This is a genomic window from Limnospira sp. (assembly GCF_051859755.1).
GTDB lineage: Bacteria > Cyanobacteriota > Cyanobacteriia > Cyanobacteriales > Microcoleaceae > Limnospira > Limnospira fusiformis.
The window spans coordinates 19,125-36,562 of the sequence record NZ_JBIMLI010000021.1; the positions used below are offsets into that span (position 1 = coordinate 19,125).

Sequence of the window (17,438 nt, forward strand, 5' to 3'; positions counted from 1 at the left end):
TATTAACAACTGCTATGGACTCAATCTCTCAGGACCCTAACTCCTCCCCTGCTCAAATTGGTATTATTATGGGCAGTGATTCTGACCTACCTACCATGTCAGCAGCGATCGCCGTATGTCAAGATTTTGGTATTAGTTGGGAAGTAGCGATCGTATCGGCACACCGTACCCCAGACCGGATGTTTGAGTATGCCAAAACTGCCCTAGGACGCGGATTAAAAGTTATTATAGCTGGTGCAGGCGGCGCGGCTCACTTACCCGGAATGGTTGCATCTCTCACCCCTTTACCTGTGATCGGGGTTCCCGTCCCCAGCCGTCACCTAATGGGACTAGATTCTCTCTATTCTATCGTTCAAATGCCAGCCGGTATTCCTGTGGCTACAGTGGCGATCGGAAACGCTAAAAATGCCGGTCTACTCGCTGTTCAGATTTTGGCTTCTCACCAACCTGAACTCATGGCAAAAGTCCAAGCCTATCGACAAGAGTTAACCGAATCTGTACTCGAAAAACAAACAATCCTTGCACAGTTTGGATATCAAGAATACCTTAAACAAATGTAGTGGAAAAACCCCATTATTACACCAGTTTGTATATAACCATACCGGGCCCATAATCTATCAGTCCCTTTATAGCAATTTGCTATATATTTCTGTATTGCAGTATACAGAAATCTGATTAAGATAATGTTAACAAAGTAGATAAAAATCGTAGCTTCAAGTCATAGCCCTGGACTAGAAAGAATCTGATTATCCCTCGAAACTTCTCGTAGTTTATCCGTACTTTTTATGGTTAAATGGTAAGTCCACCTGTTAGCAAATGAACTCAGTTGAGTACAGATGTGGGAGTTTTATCGGTTAACCCACACCTGTTAAAGTCCGGCTAGTTAACACCTACCTATTAAGTAAGGTAGGCATAAAGATTAAGCATCTCTCTAACCAGACGGCTATCATTTGCCGCCTCATTCTTTCCACATTAACGTAAATTGAACAACTGTAAGCAAATGTTGAAACGCCAAAAGTCGAGAACCAGAAGTTATCGGCAATTTGCTGAGGTAGTTGGATCTGCGCCTCAGCCTACTCCGTCAATTTTGCAGCCCAAAAGACCCAGATGGCTTTCTCCTAGCCTACTAGGGTGCATTCCTCTCACGGCCCTGATTATTATATTTTGGAGTTTAGCAGCAGTCGCCCAAGACGACGCACAACCCATAACTCCCGAATATGTGCAGGGTGTTTTAAATACCATTTGGATTGTGATTGCCAGTATTTTGGTAATCTTTATGAACGCTGGTTTCGGGATGTTAGAAACCGGATTTTGTCGTCACAAAAACGCCGTTAACATTCTCTCCAAAAACCTAATCGTATTTGCGATCGCCACCCTAATTTACTGGTTCTTTGGATTCTCAGTCATGTTCGGAGGGGAAAACCCCTTTATTGGTGGTGGTGGCTTCTTCCTGACTGGAGAGCCCAGCGTTTACGGACTTGACCCATTCCCCGAAGGATTACCCAAAGAAGTTTTCTTTCTGTTCCAGGTCGCCTTCGCAGGTACCGCCGCCACTATTGTATCCGGCGCAGTAGCCGAACGGATCGAATTTGTCGCCTTCCTAATATTTAGCCTATTGCTGGTGGGAATATCCTACCCCATTACCGGACACTGGGTCTGGACTGATAACGGCTGGTTAGCAAGTATGGACTTCCATGATTTTGCCGGATCAACCGTAGTTCACTCCGTGGGAGGATGGGCCGCCCTCATGGGGGCAGCATTCCTCGGACCGCGCATGGGCAAATACGGTCCATCCGGTGAACCTAGGGCGATTCCTGGTCATAACATGAGTATTGCTACCCTGGGATGTTTAATTCTGTGGATCGGCTGGTTTGGATTTAACCCCGGTTCCGAATTGGCTGCTAATGAGAATGTTCCCTATATCGCCTTGACCACGAACTTAGCAGCCTCTGCAGGCGGTGTAACTGCTACCCTCACCTCCTGGATTAAGGATGGTAAACCAGACCTATCCATGATTATCAACGGCATTCTCGCCGGTTTAGTGGGAATTACCGCCGGTTGTGATGCTGTACCCTTGTGGGCTGCAGTTGTAATTGGTGCGATCGCCGGAGTTATCGTCGTCTACTCAGTCGCCTTCTTCGATCGCATTCAGATTGACGACCCGGTGGGTGCTACTTCCGTTCACTTAGTTTGTGGAATTTGGGGAACCCTAGCCGTCGGTATCTTTGGCGGCGCTAATCTCGGCGTTCAAATCCTCGGTGTCCTGTCCATCGGCGGATTTACAGTAGTCATGACGACTATTTTCTGGTTAGCCATCAGAGCGATGGTCGGTATCCGCGTCAATCCTGAACATGAATATGAAGGACTCGACATCGCCGAACATGGTATGGAAGCCTATAACGGATTCCTCAAAGAAGTAGGCCCAGCAAGTGTCGGAGGTATTGACCCCGGTATTCCTAGCCGCGAAGGTGGAATTGGCAGAAGCTATTAAACTCTAATCTCATCTGCCATCTTATCTGCTAAAAAATCGTCTCCTAACTGGCACATAGCCCCTACAGGAGGCGATTTTTTCTTTCCACACATTGCTAGACATTGCTAGGGCGATCGCCCCATATATCCAGAGTCTGATGATGAGACAATGCCAAACCTCCTCTTTTTCTAGGGAGGATGTAGCACAACAGCCGTTTTAAACTTCTACATCACAGAGTGGCCAATTGTAGAGGCGATTACTGTTGGTGTAAACCTGCGGCAGGTCGGCGAGTAGCGCGAACCCAGAATCTACCCTTCCCTAAAATCAAAGGTAGAGTGTCAACATAGAAGTAGACAACTTTAGGGCGTTTCTCAGATTCTCGTGTTGATTCCGTTAAAAACTATTCCAGCTTGGGTGATGTTATCCCTCATCGGTAACGGGATACTAACTCTGGTGATTGTCCTACTATTGCTAAGGGGACAATCATTATCCGACACTTCCCAAGCCCAAGCGCAACCCTCAGAAGAAAAACAAGTTGGTGCAGCAGTACAAACCCAACAGACCCATGAAGTTCAGCCTAACGGCACTAACTCCTCATTTCAGCCACCATATCGCTTGACCTACGAAGATTCGGTAGAACAGCTAAAAGAAAAAGCACTTCTCGCGGCTCAGAATCGCCCCGCGCGCCTAACCATTTTAGCCGGAGATTCATTAAGTTTATGGTTTCCCCCTGAACTATTACCCCCAGGGAGAACCTGGTTAAATCAAGGTATATCCGGGGAAACCTCGGCGGGATTACTACGACGACTCAAGGTGTTTGACCTGACCCAACCAGAAACTGTATTTATCATGATCGGTATCAATGACCTGTTACGGGGAATTGACGATCAAACGGTTTTAGCCAACTGGCGGGAAATTATTAGAGATGTGCAATGGGTTCATCCCAGCGCTCAAGTGGTCGTTCAGTCGATTTTACCCCACAGCGATCAAAATGCTAGTTGGGAAGGACGCGATCGCCTACTTAAAATTCCTAATCGTCGTATACGCCGACTTAATAGAGAATTAGAAGCGATCGCGATCGCCAATGGTGCTTATTTCCTAGACCTACATCCTCTATTCACCGACGAAAAAGGAAACCTGCGCCCGGAACTCAGCACCGATGGTCTACATCTCAATGATCGTGGCTATTTAGTCTGGAGTACCGGATTACAATTTTTTAGCCACAAAACACTAGGTTCCCCCTAAAGCGCTAAACTAAACCTCGGAGCATAAACTTCTTACCTACAGACCTACAGATGCGATCGCACAGTCCGCAGTTCTAACACTCAACAGTTGAACAGATTTTGAAGATGAAGATCTCACTAACACAAACCATTACCACCCTAGCAGCAGCTACCTTCTCCATTATCACTGGATTTTCTGGTGCCAATGCAGTCCAATTTGGTCAACAGGAAGTTGATCAGGAGCGATTCGTAGCTATGGCTGTTCCCCGCGCCTTTGGTTACTCCCTAGTAGTCGTTGAACAAATTTCTGATTCCCGACCCTGTTGGAGTGAAAATGGCAGCCGTCCCGTTCAAGTTGAACCCCTACTTCTCAACTTCGACTTTAGCGGAATTTGTGGACGCGCCACCGACAGTAACGGCTATTCGGTTCGCATGGGAGGACAAGACCTCGCCCTCAGCCATAGTCTCACCGTCCAAGCTACTCCAGGAGAGATTTTACTGGTCGCTAACTCTCGCGCTGATGTCTACGCACCACCCATTATCATCGGTCGCAGCTTTGGTCGGTCTAGTGGCTTTACCAAAATCTTTTTAGAACCGGGTTGGCGCTTCACTAAACGAACCTACAACGATCGCACCCTCGGTCATATTTATTTTACCCACGACCACCTACCTCGCTGAAATCCACAATATTCTTCGCCCTGACTCAATATCCACCCGCCATGGGGCGATCGCCTGAAGATCTCACTAACCCCTATCAAATCAGATATGATCCCCTAAATCATAGAGATAATTGCTGATATACTCGCCGATTACCGGATTTCATCAACGTTAAAATTTATGTCTCAGGGGAGAAGCGATCGCCCATATAATTCCGTTATGCTATATCCTAGAGTACATGAGGAATAAAACATAATTCCTATCTGTCCATTCAGGAGGACAAAAAGATGAAGACTTTATCAACAGTCATGATTCTAGGGGCAGCCACAACCATAGTATCCCTAGGCTTCGCCTCTCCAATTCGAGCTGAAAATCCAGCAGACCTGAGACAACTACTAGAAACCAGATTTTGTCAAGGTTGCGATCTTAGAGGGGCTGATCTATCAGGAGCCCATCTTATTGGGGTAGACCTCCGAAATGCTAACCTGGAAAATGCTAACTTAGCTAATGCTAACCTCGAAGGTGCAGACCTTAAAGGTGCAAATCTAACTGGCGCTAATTTGAGCGGTGCATTTCTAAATCAAGCCGAATTGAATGACGCAGTTCTTGATTTAGCTGACCTCAGTGGTGCTAACCTGATTAAGGCTCGACTAACAGGAGCAACTTTCGCTGGGGCGAATTTACAACAAACCCAAATGTTGCCACCTATCATCGGAATTACCCCCCCAGTTGCTACCGGTTCCCTCGATGACCTGGGCGGCGATGACTTGAGTATTGGTCGCGACCCCTCTCGGTTGGCTATGCCTATGGGTGGCACGGATTTGGATCAGGACTTTCAGTATACTCAAGAATACCTCGAATCATTATTCGAGCCGATTCAGATTGATCGCCATTCCCTTCCCCCCCTTGAAGGTTTCGCACCTGGCGACAATAACCCAGTTAACCTTAAAATACCCCAAATTCGGTTCTAGTTAATTCTTCTCATCAGGCGATCGCTTAATCACTTAATCAATCACTAGCGGAATTGTGTTAAGTTTTGTAACAAAATGTTAATAAATGTTGCGAAAAATTTTTTTCTGGGGGGGTTGCTTGCTTTTTGGCTGGGCTTGTGATACCATTTTAGATAATGGAAATGTTGGCAATTTTTTTATGGTGAGTAATATTTCCATTATGAAAGAGTATGTCAATACTATGCCATGAGTTCCGGTAGATGTCAACCCCCACAGTAATCTGGCCGAACATTTTTTTTAAAATTGAATAAAAAATCAACTTTTTGGGGATTGTATTGATTTGTATCAACAGGCCAAAACGATAGCGATCGGTGGGATAATAAACAGTCAATTTGGCTGTATAAAAGAAAACAACTGTTATCTCATGTCATCAGAAAACCATAGATTAAACCTTGTCCAACGTCCCCGTCGTCTACGTCGTACCGATGCGCTGCGGCGGATGGTGCAAGAAACACAACTAACAGTTAACGACCTGATATATCCCCTATTCGTGATGGAAGGGGAAAATCAGAAAGTGGAAGTCCCCTCAATGCCGGAAAGCTACCGCTACACCCTAGACCTATTACTGAAAGAAGTAGCAGAAGCATCGGAATTAGGGATTCGGGCTATTGCGTTATTTCCCCTAGTAGCGGAAGAAAAAAAAGACAACGCGGGTACGGAAAGCTATAATCCGGAAGGACTGGTACAGCGGACAGTCAGAGCCATCAAACAAGCTGTTCCCGACATCATGATTATCACGGATGTAGCCCTAGACCCGTTTTCCAGCAAAGGTCATGATGGTATCGTCAGCGATAGCGGTGAAATCCTCAACGATGAAACGGTGGAAGTTCTAGTTAAACAATCGATATCCCACGCGGAAGCGGGAGCGGATATAGTAGCACCCTCGGACATGATGGATGGACGGATCGGCGCAATTCGTGAAGGACTCGATGCAGCAGGTTATACAAACGTTGGTATCCTGGCTTACTCGGCTAAATACGCTTCGGCTTACTATGGCCCCTTCCGGGATGCGTTAGACTCGGCTCCGAAATTTGGCGATAAGAAAACCTATCAAATGGATCCGGCTAATAGCCGCGAAGCGATCAAAGAAGTTATGTTAGATGTGCAAGAGGGAGCGGATATGGTGATGGTGAAACCAGCGCTGGCCTATCTTGATATTATTTCGCAGGTTCGACAAGCTACAAATGTACCTGTGGCGGCCTATAATGTTAGTGGTGAGTATGCGATGATTCGCGCAGCCGGACGTATGGGCTGGATTGATGAGAAAAAGGTGATGCTAGAAACGCTCACCAGCATGAAACGAGCCGGGGCGGATCTGATTCTTACCTATTTCGCTAAGGAAGTTGCTCTAATCCTTCGCTAGACTTTTGGGGGGGTCTCTGGTTTGACTGGTGAACCCTCCCCTCGATCGCGATCGCCATCAAGTCTACATCAACGAATAGGAAAATTTGCGTTAAAATACAAAATCGGCTTATTGACTTGTTGTATATTTATGCTCGTAGAATATCATGGCTTCACCTGTGACTCAACGGCCCCCTGCACTAGATCGCATTGTTCAACGCTTTAAACGCGCCTCCTCTAATAAGCTGCGTTACGAGCAACTACTGACTTTAGCTCAAAAATTGCCGGAATTTCCAGAGGAGCAAAAATTGCCAGAAAACAAGGTTCCTGGTTGTGTTTCTCAGGTTTATGTGACGGCGAGTTTAGACTCGAATGGCTGTATTCAATTTCAGGGTGATTCTGACTCTCAATTAACTAAAGGATTATTGGCTATGTTAATTAAGGGAATGAATGGGTTAACTATTGAACAAATTAGCCAATTAAAACCCGATTTTATTGAAGAAACTGGGCTACAGGCTAGTTTGACTCCCTCCCGTGCGAATGGGTTTTATAACATTTTTAAAACCCTACAAAAACAGGCTAGTGCTTGCGGGGAGTGAAGGGAGCATATTACAGGGATTTTGTCAAGTATATTAGGTCACAAAAGCCGTGAAAACTACGAGGGAAAAACTAACCATAAACCGGGAAGTTCCTGTAATTGTAATTACCGGATTTTTGGGAAGTGGAAAAACTACCCTAGTTAATTATATTCTGAGTCACCGTAATGGTCGGAAAGTGGCGGTTTTTGTGAATGAATTTGGGGAGATTAGTATTGACGGTCAACTGCTGATCAACGTAGAAGATGATATGGTGCAGTTAAATAATGGTTGTATATGCTGTACCCTGAATGACCGCCTAGCAGATACAATTGTGGAGGTTTTACAACGAAATACGTCCATAGATTATCTACTGATTGAAACGACAGGAATAGCGGACCCGTTACCGATTATTATGACTTTTGCGGGGACGGAATTGCGAAAGTTGACTCGACTTGATGCTATTTTTACGCTGGTAGATGCTGATACGTTTTCGCCAGACCTATTGGCTAACAGTGAAGCTGCGCTTAACCAAATTGCTTGGGGTGATCTGATTTTGCTCAATAAAATCGATTTGGTATCCCCAGAAAAATACGATCGCATCCAAAAACAGATCCGCCAGCTTAAACCCGATGCTCGTATAATGACGAGCGAATACGGTGAGGTTCCCTTAGCGAGTATTTGGGGAATAGAATATTCCCACCCAGACTTTGGGGAGCAACCAGACCATGATCACCATTCGGAACATCTAGCTAATGATGGATTTGTGGCTGTATCCTTTAGCAGCGATCGCCCTCTGAGTGTGGAAAAATTCCAGACCTTCTTAAGCGATCGCCTACCAACGAATGTATTTCGCGCCAAAGGATTTATCTGGTATCAAGGTAACAACTCCTCTCACCTATTCCAACTCAGCGGAAAACGCTATCAGCTTACGCCTAATTATCCTCGCGGCGAACCCCCAAATCAATTAGTATTTATCGGTCGAGACCTGAACCGCGAAACCCTCACCCAAGACCTACAACAATGTTTACACGAAATCCCTAACCATGAACCAAGACCAATTATGGATCGATAGCCTAAAATTTAATCCACAAGGTTTAATTCCAGCGATCGCCCAAGACCATAAAGACGGTACAGTATTAATGATGGCTTGGATGAATCGCCAATCGTTGCAACAAACCCTAACAACGGGTGAAGTTCACTATTGGAGTCGATCGCGATCGCAACTGTGGCACAAAGGAGCCACATCAGGACACATTCAAAAGCTCAAAGCCCTATACTACGATTGTGATGCTGATGTCCTCCTGCTCAAAATCGAGCAAATTGGGGACGTAGCCTGTCACACGGGGGCTAGATCCTGTTTCTTTAACGCCGTCCCTATCAAATCAGCCATCCTTAGCTAAACCCTAGCCAGCCTAAGCATTTACACTATTAAGACTCAACATGGTTCTAAAAATCTATAACACCCAAACCCGCCAAAAAGAAACCTTTACCACCCTAGAACCCGGAAAAGTCAAAATGTACTGCTGCGGGGTTACAGTTTATGACTATTGCCATTTGGGTCATGCACGATCCTACACGACCTGGGACGTGGTACGCCGCTATCTGGAATGGTCAGGATATGAAGTTAACTACGTCCAGAATTTTACCGACATTGACGACAAAATCCTTAACCGCGCTAAAGAACAAGAAAGCACTATGGAGGCGGTATCCCAACGCTTTATAGACGCTTACTTTGAAGACCTGCGGCGGCTAAATGTACGGGATGCTAAGGCTTATCCTAGGGTGACAGATCATATCAAGGAAATTCACCAACTTATTGAGCAACTCACGGCTACAGGACACGCTTATGCTGTCGATGGAGACGTTTATTACAATGTCGGTCACTTTCCCGATTATGGTAAACTCTCCCGGCGACAACTCGAAGACCTACAAATGGGGGCTAGTGGTCGCGTAGCTGTGGCTGACCCGGAAACTCTCAAGAAAAAAAATCCGGCGGATTTTGCTCTCTGGAAAGCTGCTAAACCGGGAGAACCCGCCTGGGATTCTCCTTGGGGTCCCGGTCGTCCGGGGTGGCACATTGAATGTTCGGCTATGGTCCGACAACTACTGGGAGAAACTATTGATATTCACGGCGGCGGGGGTGATTTGGTGTTTCCTCACCATGAAAATGAAATCGCTCAGTCTGAGGCGGCGACTGGTAAAACTCTGGCTCGATATTGGATGCACAATGGTATGGTGACGGTCGGTGGGGAAAAAATGTCTAAGTCTTTGGGCAATTTTACGACGATTCGTGAATTGCTCGATCGCCCTGTAGACCCTATGGTGGTGCGCTTATTTATTCTACAGGGTCACTATCGTAAACCTCTCGATTTTACTGATGAGGCGATCGCCTCAGCTAAAAATGGCTGGGAAACCTTGAAAGATGGGTTATTATTTGCGGAACAATACGGCGCGCGCTTGGGGTGGTCTGCTGATTCATCTCCCAGTAAATACGACACGACAGAAGATGCACTCCAACGCTTCCGAGTGGCTATGGATGATGATTTTAATACTCCTGGGGGTTTGGCTGTGTTGTTTGAATTGGCTAAAGAGTTGCGCCGCCAAGGGAATTTATTGGCTCATGAAGGTAAGACTGATACCCCGAGCGATCGCATTTATGCGACCTGGAAAACTTTGGTGGAGTTAGCGGGAGTTTTCGGGTTGGAAGCTGTAACACAAGCACAACCACCAGCGGCGACTCAGGGAATTAGCGACGCTGAAATTGAGGATTTGGTTAAACAACGACAGTCGGCTAGAAAGGCTAAAAACTATGCGGAAGGCGATCGCATTCGTGACCAACTACAGGCTAATGGTGTGACGCTAATTGACCGTCCCGGCGGCGAAACCCTTTGGCGACGTTGAAAACACAGGGGAGCTGATTCTCCCCTCTGGTAAGTTAGGCTATTCAAACTTGGCGAATGGTGCGATCGTATTAATTATGGCCCTTATAAGAGTTGGCGATCGCTTTGAGATGCTGACAGCGGACTAATTCCATAAAACTCAATCCCCGGCGACCCTCAATTGTAGCCACAACTTCGATCGCCTCTGCTAAAGCGGCTGCTGCGATCGCTTCCTCATAACCCCGTCGCGTGGCTACCCTAATGGCGATATCATCAGCTTCTAACTCCATCTCAGAGCGTTGATTAGCCTGCCATACCCGACGCACACCTATAGCAGCTAATCCTCCAGCCAGGAGAACACCAACAGCATCCTGCTGCATAAATTGTACCCCAACTCCGACTATTCCCGCCACCACAATGCCTTGATTCCAGTCAGGTTTAAACCATTGCACATTAGTAACCCAACTAACAGTCCGCAACAACAATAAATCTCGCTGAGGTCTTGATAGCTGTTTCCACAAGTCAAAATTAATCAAAATGGGTCTAGTAGTTTTCCACGGAAGGGGAAATTCACATTGAATTACAGTAGACTGTCGAGGATTAGCAATTAGTCTAGCCATCATGCGACCGGAGGCTGGCATTAAATCTAATAGATGACGGATTTCTGTATCAGGATTCATAGTTAACAATTAATAATTAATAATTGATTATTATCACCCCCGTAGGGTGCGTTATATGGATAACCTATCGGGTCAACGGCCAATTGGGTTCATCTGACGCACCACGACACCACCCCCATATCGTGGTCCAGAAACCCGGTTTCTTTGAGAAACCGGGTTTCTCAGGGGAAACGGTGGGGCGGGTTTATTAATATCCTGGTGGGGATGGAAAATTGACGGCAGAACCCGCCCCTACAATTAATAATTAATAATTAATAATTATTAATTATTAATTATTAATTACTTTTACAGAGGTTGTAGTGTGTCGGATAAAGCTGCAACTGCTCCCTCTATGTTGGGGGCTCCTGCTGCTGTGGCAGACACTAATAAAACTAGGATTTGATTACCAGCTTGACGAGCAAAAATTACTCCTGACATAGGCTGGCTTCTGGCTCCGATTTTTAAGGTTCCTGTCCAAGGCATTTGTACTTCCCCAGTCCCCAAAGTTTCAAAATTTCCGGGTCTAAAACCTTCCCCGCGCTCAAAGATTTCGATCGCAATTTGCGCGATCGCTAATTCGGGTAAAGTGCGATCGCTTTCGCGATATCTAGCTACCACTGTATAAGCCAAGTTACCATCTGGTGACTCAAACAGGGGAAAATTGCCCGCAAACCCGACATTAAAATCTTGAATAATCCCCACCTCAAAACGACCTTGGGGGTCCTTGAAGGCGCTACCACTTAGGGGTAATGCTTCCACAGAATTTGTCGGTTCCGGCGGCGGTGCGGGTTCTGGGGTGGCTTCTGGGGTAGCTTCTGGGGTAGCTTCTGGGGTGGGTGTCGGAGTGGGTGTCGGAGTGGTCTGTTGAGCGATCGCCGATTCTCCTGATATGCTGGTAAATGGTAGGCGATCCATATTACCGAACACCAATAAAAGTAAAGCGGTGATGAGTCCCAAGCCTATAATTTTCAGGCGTTTTGGTTGCATAATTCCTCCTCAAAATAAGCCCGAATTAATCTAGTTAATTATTTTCCAAAAATAGCAGGATTTCCAAAGTCAAAGAATCCCGCCATACAGCCTGTCATTAAAGTGGCTAAAGTACCTGCCCATAAGGCAGTAAAGCCTAAAGATGCGACTTCCGAACGTCGGCTAGGAATTAAGGAAGATAAACCACCGACGAAAATTCCATAGGAGGCAAAATGAGTAAATCCGCACAAAACATAGCTAACAATTAACATGGCGCGGTTGCTAATTTCGCCGTTAGCATTAAGTTGAGCGAGGGCTTGATAGGGGGGGATATTAGTTTCCAAAAGCCTTCTGCCAATTAACAGGGAAGACTGCCATAGTTCTTGCCATTCGAGGGAAACCCCAGTTAAAAAAGTCAGAGGTAAAAATAAGGCTCCCAAAATGTTTTGTAGGGTAATGACCTGAAATAGATTACCTATCCAACTAAGGAGGAAAAAATCACTTTCGGAAAATCCTGCCAAAGTAGCAAAAACCAAATTGACTAAAGCGACCATTCCCAAAATTGCAATCAAGGCGGCGGCTATTCCTACTGCCATTTTCACGCCATCTAAAGCACCACCGATTAAGCTATCCATAGGGTTAGGGAGGCTGGCTTTATCGGCTTTTGGTTCTTCGGGAACTTTCCCCAGAGTTTTGGGTTGATCAGTTTCTGGAACTAGAATTTTGGCAATGACAAAACAGGCGGGAATTGTCATTAAAGAGGCAGAAACTAGGTGTCCGGTGATGTTGGGAAAAGTCGGTCTGAGAAATCCTGCATATAATGCTAAAACGGAGGAAGCGATCGACCCGAAACAACTGGCGAGAATGGCACAGAGTTCGCTGCGGGTCATGTCTAATAAATAGGGTTTTACCGCGATCGCAGATTCAATACCCACAAAAATATTAGCAGCACCGGATAGGGATTCAGCGCCACTAATTCCCATGGTTTTCTGAAAGATTTTGGCGAATATTTGTACAACAGGCTGAATGATATTCAGTCTATATAATAAGCTGACCAAACCTGCAAAGAAAATGACTTGGGGAAGGGCGCGAAATGCTAGAACATAAGCAAAACCGGGGTTAAGATTATCGGGACCAATGCGATCGCCCGGAACTGCGACAAAGGGAGTTCCCACAGCCCTAGCAATCCAACGTCCAGCGGGACCCGGACCAGCGCGAAAGTCTGGGTCAGCTACCAAAATTGATTGTGGTCCACCAAATAAGAATCGCGCCCCAGCTTCGGAAGCGTCCAAAATTGAGTTAAGCAGGGTGCTGAGTCCCTCGACTAATTGGCTACCTAAGACAAATACAATGAGTCCAATAACCATTTGTAAGCCTATTCCCCAAAAGATCACATTCCAGGGGATGACGCGCTTGTTTTCGGAACCTAACCAAGCAATAAAGCACAAACCAGCAATTCCCAGTAGGGAAATTAAATTCAGCAGTAGATTCATAAATCTTTCCCTAAGTGCGGAAACTGAATAATGGAGAAGCTGCACCCGCAACCATAGCTTTGACTGATCCGGGGGTGGATATAGACCTTTGAGCTAAGTCATCACCCGATGATAAATGGGTAGCTAAGGATTTTGCTTACTACGAATCTTGCACCAGATCCGGTTGAAACGCAAGCATATTTGAATTGGGTATGTTGCCATAGCCAAATACACTCTACAATAGGGCAAAAAGTCTGATTAAAATGGATGCTTTTCAGCTAACACCCCCTAACTGGACCAGTGATGCTGTTCACGCCTTTGAGTTTTGCTGTCCCCAATGTTCGGCCAGCAGTTTGGAAGCTCAACAGGTGTGGATTAATCGTCGATCGCCTGTGTATGGGGATAATAACCGCCGCAAGTGGCAAGAATTTTATCACTGTCAATGTGGTTGTGCTTGGTGGGCTTGGAGTAGCGATCGCCCACCGTCCCCATTCAAGGCTAATATTGATTCTCCGACGGATTCTTAAAATAGCAGTTACCAGGGCGCAATTAGCCAGCGCCCTAATCAAGCTGACGCGAAGATTTATGCTAATATCCTTATCTATCAATCTAGTCTTCCTTCCAGTCCTCACGACCTAAAAGGTCAATGACTCGATCTCTGAGCAAAAAATCATTTTGTTCTAATTCACACTCGACCCAATCCCACTCACGGGCTGGGATATACTGGCACATGGTGTAAATTGGTTGATGGCGATCGATTAATCCTTTTTCTACGAGGTTACGCGCCTCGTCTTGAATGACTTGAATGGAATATTTGACGGCACTAGGAATCACAGCTTGTACCATATCACAACCTCCTACCCAGTTAATTGGGTAAATAACTAAAACTCAACGGTATCCGGGACTACCCTATCGGTATTCCCTAAACATATTGTCTCGCAATATGTCTATTTTATCTCTATATCTTTACTATTTTTAACAGTAAGATTAAATTCAGGGAATCATCCATCATTATTTGGGGCGATCGCACTAGGGTTAGAGTCGGGGATTTTGCCCCATAATTTGGGCAAGAGTAGCCCCGAATTTTGGCGATATTGTTCAAATTCTGGGTAGCGGGAGAGGGATTCATCTTTTTTGAGCATATTGGGCAGAAAAATAGCGATCGCAAATAAGCCCAGAATCAAAAACGGTAGCCAATGCTGTGCTAACATAGCAAAAGATAGGTAAATCAGAAGTTCTCCCCCATAATTAATATTCCGAGAACGGGCAAAAAATCCCTCAGTAATTAATCCGGGTTTATATTTTAAGGTGTAGTATTTTTGAGCATCGCTGCTGTAGTGCAAAAATACCCCGAACAGGTTAATAGAAATGGCGGCAGCAATTAATGGGGTTGGTGGTTCGGAGTGACTACTAACTAATATAAATGGAGCCACCCAATATAAGATTAAAAACGTAAACACGCCCACTCCCTGCCACCAAGGAATTTGTTGTTCCCACTGTTTATCTGGATAAATACGGCTTTTTAGCAACCACAAAATCCCATAGGTTCCGTGGAGAGCGAGATAAACCCAGGGGCCGATAGTAAAGTTATTATATGCGACCATCAACCCCAGGACTACCAGGAAAGTCAAGAATTTATGGAGGTCGATCGCCTGTTTAATTTTCATGGTCAATCATCCCGCAAACTACGATAATTAACAGCTTAAATATTGGGCAGTTCTCCAAGTAAATTATTTACCGTGTTATTGATTAGAGCGATCGCCTGATTCCGTAGACAATTCCGACTGTTCATCGGTATCGACACCGGCGGATAAAACCGGAGTTGATGTCGCACCAATAGTATTAGGCAAATAAGGCCCGGAGCGTCCTTTATGGCGCATTTGTCGCATTAGGCTTGCCATTTCCAGGGCATTCATAGCATAATCCCAGCCCTTGTTGCTTTTAATTCCGGCGCGTTCCAAGGCCTGCTGCATAGAGTCAGTAGTTAAGATACCAAATATCACAGGTACGCCAGTTTGGAAGGCAGAAGCGGCAATTCCCTTAGACACTTCCGCCGCCACATAATCAAAATGGGGAGTATGTCCGCGAATGACCGCACCCAGACAAATAATAGCATCATAGCGACCGCTGAGGGCTAATTGATTAGCAACCATGGGAATTTCAAAACTACCAGGAACCCAAATATAATCAACCTGAGTCCCGTGGGGTTCGGGATTTACCCCATGTCGTTTTAAACAATCTTGACACCCTTCTAGTAGTTTAGTAGTAATCAAATCGTTAAACCGACCAATTACGATCGCCAACTTTACGGACTCAAGCTGAGTAAAAGTACCTTCAAAAACCGTCATAATATAAGTAGTCTAAATTATCTATCGAGGATGTGAGGATAGAGGTTTGGGGCGGAAGATTTCCCCATTCCTCTCACCTCTTCTAAGTTGGTTGTCAATAGCCTAGGGGCTAAACAACCAAGTAGTTAAAAACTCCTACTAAAATCACCAGAACCGCCCACAGGCCAGAACCGATAAAAATGAGGGGCTTAGACTGACTCCAATTTTGAGGAGAAGCATAAGCCACAGGGACTGCGACAATCATGAGGAAGGACACAATCACCAAAGCCGCCAAAAGCACTTGAAACAGAAGTGTTAACATTTTTTTCTCCCAAGCAGAAAGGATAAGCGTAAGTACAAATAACGATAGATTAGCCGAGATCAGCCTTTTCGGCTCGTACTTTATATTTACGCTACCAGAAATTGCACCGTCTGAGAAACCCAGATTTTAGGAATTTTGTGTTGATTGTGCTTCTTGGGCGACTTGGGAAACTTCATCAGTAGCCAATTGTTGCAAAACCTCTTGAACTTCCTCACCCCCCAGGCGAGATAAGGCTTGGGCGATGCGGTGGCGGATCTGCCAATCTGGGTCTGATGCACGAGATATCAATAGGGGTATGGCTTGACGATCGCCCAATTCTCCCAAAGCGCTGATAGCAACGGTTTGGATCAATTCGTTGCCATTAATCAAGCCATCTTGGAGGAGTTCAAAGCCGCGCGGATCTCCCAATTCTCCTAAAGCGGCAATAATGCTCAATTGCACCAACCATTCAGAGGTATTATGGTAAACCTGATGCAGGTCTTCAAAGGCTTCTGTGAGTTTCAAAGCCCCAATGGAATCGGCTGCGGCGGCTTGGACATCAGCTTCTGGGTCATTAAGCAGACAATCGCGCAACAGGGTTAAAGACCGATCGCGATCTTGGTGTCCGAGGCTGGCCATTTGGCTCACTGCTGCATATCGGACTCGGGTATCTCGGTCAGCGATCGCCGTTTGCAGGAGTTGAAAGCCGATATTTTTTTCGAGTTGACGGATTTGGTTAACTGCCCGTAAGCGATCGCCAAGATTTTCCGAACTCAGTTGTTGCATAATGGACTCTGGAGTAATAGTCATTTTGGTTAAACAGTTAAGCAGTTGCTGTCGGTTAAGGTCCGGGGCGACTCTCACCCTAGGGGGAGAACTAACCTTTAAGGACTATTCCCATCTTATTCGGCGATGAGAGAAAACTCACAACAACTGGGGAAACCGATGTGCTTTAGTCGTCATCAGTACCCATAGCCATGACTCGGATAATATCCCCACAGGTCAAAATACCGATTAATTTTTTGGATCCATCCAAAACTGGCAGCCGATGCACTTGTTTTTGGTTCATCAACCGGGCTGCTTCTGACAGAGAGCAATCTGGTTTAATGGTGATCATGGGTCCGTTACTCATCACGTCTCCCACGGTTTGACCTAGGGCTTTATGTAGTTCTTTTTCGTAGCGAGAGGGATTTTCCAGATAAATCACACTGTCGAGAATAGTGATGTAGGCTGGTGGGGTCACGCCACTTTGCTGCCAGATAATATCAGTTTCTGAGATAAAGCCCACCAATTTACCCGTGTTATCCATCACGGGAAGCCCTCCAATTCGGTTCTGGGCTAGTAGGGCGATCGCATCAGCCAGGGGCGCATCAGGACTAATCACAAGGGGATTAGGGGTCATTACATCGGCAACGGTTTTAGCCATGGTATCTGGTTCCGGTTTCACTGTCGGTCTATAGTTCTCATTTTATCAAAATTGGTATACCATGACATATTCCCGACACCCACCCGTTAGGATAGGTGCGGGCTTCTGCTTCTCTACGGGAGAATGACG

At 45.8% G+C, this 17,438-nt stretch carries 20 protein-coding genes; 11 read left to right on the plus strand and 9 right to left on the minus strand.

All coding sequences use genetic code 11. The features are described 5' to 3' along the window. The first annotated feature begins 14 nt into the window (after nt 1-14). The 10 genes from purE to cysS all read left to right on the plus strand — a co-directional run bounded on the left by purE (nt 15) and on the right by cysS (nt 10,180). Entirely contained in the window at nt 15-560 is a 546-nt protein-coding gene (purE, locus tag ACTIE0_RS05860; protein WP_006621026.1) for a 5-(carboxyamino)imidazole ribonucleotide mutase, read from the plus strand. Between the two features lie 440 nt (nt 561-1,000). Continuing rightward, nucleotides 1,001-2,491, plus strand: coding sequence for an ammonium transporter (locus ACTIE0_RS05865; protein ID WP_006621025.1), 1,491 nt, complete (start codon nt 1,001-1,003; stop codon nt 2,489-2,491). 360 nt (nt 2,492-2,851) lie between these two features. Then, nucleotides 2,852-3,715: an SGNH/GDSL hydrolase family protein gene (locus ACTIE0_RS05870; RefSeq protein ID WP_006621024.1), complete on the plus strand. Its 864-nt coding sequence runs from the start codon at nt 2,852-2,854 to the stop codon at nt 3,713-3,715. 104 nt (nt 3,716-3,819) lie between these two features. Next, entirely contained in the window at nt 3,820-4,371 is a 552-nt protein-coding gene (locus ACTIE0_RS05875) for a DUF3747 domain-containing protein (protein WP_006621023.1), read from the plus strand. A 266-nt stretch (nt 4,372-4,637) separates the two neighbouring features. Then, on the plus strand, nt 4,638-5,321 hold the full coding sequence (locus ACTIE0_RS05880; protein ID WP_006670308.1) for a pentapeptide repeat-containing protein: 684 nt from the start codon (nt 4,638-4,640) through the stop codon (nt 5,319-5,321). 403 nt (nt 5,322-5,724) lie between these two features. Next, nucleotides 5,725-6,723 carry a porphobilinogen synthase gene (gene hemB / locus ACTIE0_RS05885; RefSeq protein WP_006621019.1) on the plus strand — a complete coding sequence of 333 codons (999 nt, stop codon included), beginning with the start codon at nt 5,725-5,727 and terminating at the stop codon, nt 6,721-6,723. Nucleotides 6,724-6,868: 145 nt separating this feature from the next. Continuing rightward, nucleotides 6,869-7,300 (plus strand): SufE family protein, encoded by a 432-nt coding sequence (locus ACTIE0_RS05890; RefSeq protein WP_006621018.1) that lies wholly within the window; start codon nt 6,869-6,871, stop codon nt 7,298-7,300. A gap of 49 nt (nt 7,301-7,349) precedes the next feature. Continuing rightward, nucleotides 7,350-8,351, plus strand: coding sequence for a CobW family GTP-binding protein (locus ACTIE0_RS05895; protein WP_006621017.1), 1,002 nt, complete (start codon nt 7,350-7,352; stop codon nt 8,349-8,351). Further along, nucleotides 8,323-8,679: a phosphoribosyl-AMP cyclohydrolase gene (gene hisI / locus ACTIE0_RS05900; protein ID WP_006621016.1), complete on the plus strand. Its 357-nt coding sequence runs from the start codon at nt 8,323-8,325 to the stop codon at nt 8,677-8,679. Before ACTIE0_RS05895 ends, hisI begins: the two co-directional genes overlap by 29 nt. Nucleotides 8,680-8,719: 40 nt before the next feature. Beyond that, nucleotides 8,720-10,180 carry a cysteine--tRNA ligase gene (gene cysS / locus ACTIE0_RS05905; RefSeq protein WP_006670306.1) on the plus strand — a complete coding sequence of 487 codons (1,461 nt, stop codon included), beginning with the start codon at nt 8,720-8,722 and terminating at the stop codon, nt 10,178-10,180. A 70-nt stretch (nt 10,181-10,250) separates the two neighbouring features. Here the strand turns inward: cysS and ACTIE0_RS05910 are convergent, their stop codons facing one another. The 3 genes from ACTIE0_RS05910 to ACTIE0_RS05920 all read right to left on the minus strand — a co-directional run bounded on the left by ACTIE0_RS05910 (nt 10,251) and on the right by ACTIE0_RS05920 (nt 13,276). Beyond that, the gene (locus ACTIE0_RS05910; protein WP_006670305.1) at nt 10,251-10,838 is read right to left on the minus strand and encodes a DUF3318 domain-containing protein; all 588 of its coding nucleotides are present in this window, start codon (nt 10,836-10,838) and stop codon (nt 10,251-10,253) included. A 285-nt stretch (nt 10,839-11,123) separates the two neighbouring features. After that, nucleotides 11,124-11,804, minus strand: a complete 681-nt coding sequence (locus ACTIE0_RS05915; RefSeq protein ID WP_006621012.1) for a hypothetical protein — start codon at nt 11,802-11,804, stop codon at nt 11,124-11,126. A gap of 38 nt (nt 11,805-11,842) precedes the next feature. After that, entirely contained in the window at nt 11,843-13,276 is a 1,434-nt protein-coding gene (locus tag ACTIE0_RS05920) for a NupC/NupG family nucleoside CNT transporter (RefSeq protein ID WP_006621011.1), read from the minus strand. 242 nt (nt 13,277-13,518) lie between these two features. Between ACTIE0_RS05920 and ACTIE0_RS05925 the strand changes: the two genes are divergently transcribed. Further along, on the plus strand, nt 13,519-13,782 hold the full coding sequence (locus ACTIE0_RS05925; protein WP_006621010.1) for a hypothetical protein: 264 nt from the start codon (nt 13,519-13,521) through the stop codon (nt 13,780-13,782). Between the two features lie 82 nt (nt 13,783-13,864). On the opposite strand, the gene ACTIE0_RS05930 is transcribed toward ACTIE0_RS05925, so the two are convergent. From ACTIE0_RS05930 to ACTIE0_RS05955, 6 genes are all read right to left on the minus strand, one after another. Further along, the gene (locus ACTIE0_RS05930) at nt 13,865-14,101 is read right to left on the minus strand and encodes a DUF4327 family protein (protein ID WP_006621009.1); all 237 of its coding nucleotides are present in this window, start codon (nt 14,099-14,101) and stop codon (nt 13,865-13,867) included. 155 nt (nt 14,102-14,256) lie between these two features. Further along, nucleotides 14,257-14,922: a methyltransferase family protein gene (locus tag ACTIE0_RS05935; RefSeq protein WP_006670304.1), complete on the minus strand. Its 666-nt coding sequence runs from the start codon at nt 14,920-14,922 to the stop codon at nt 14,257-14,259. Nucleotides 14,923-14,997: 75 nt separating this feature from the next. Continuing rightward, on the minus strand, nt 14,998-15,603 hold the full coding sequence (ribH, locus tag ACTIE0_RS05940) for a 6,7-dimethyl-8-ribityllumazine synthase (RefSeq protein ID WP_006621007.1): 606 nt from the start codon (nt 15,601-15,603) through the stop codon (nt 14,998-15,000). Nucleotides 15,604-15,712: 109 nt separating this feature from the next. Further along, nucleotides 15,713-15,904: a photosystem II reaction center protein PsbZ gene (psbZ, locus tag ACTIE0_RS05945; protein WP_006617715.1), complete on the minus strand. Its 192-nt coding sequence runs from the start codon at nt 15,902-15,904 to the stop codon at nt 15,713-15,715. Nucleotides 15,905-16,030: 126 nt separating this feature from the next. Then, nucleotides 16,031-16,693 (minus strand): phycobilisome degradation protein NblB, encoded by a 663-nt coding sequence (nblB, locus tag ACTIE0_RS05950; protein WP_006670303.1) that lies wholly within the window; start codon nt 16,691-16,693, stop codon nt 16,031-16,033. A 142-nt stretch (nt 16,694-16,835) separates the two neighbouring features. Further along, nucleotides 16,836-17,309: a CBS domain-containing protein gene (locus ACTIE0_RS05955; RefSeq protein ID WP_006670302.1), complete on the minus strand. Its 474-nt coding sequence runs from the start codon at nt 17,307-17,309 to the stop codon at nt 16,836-16,838. Nucleotides 17,310-17,438: the final 129 nt, after the last annotated feature.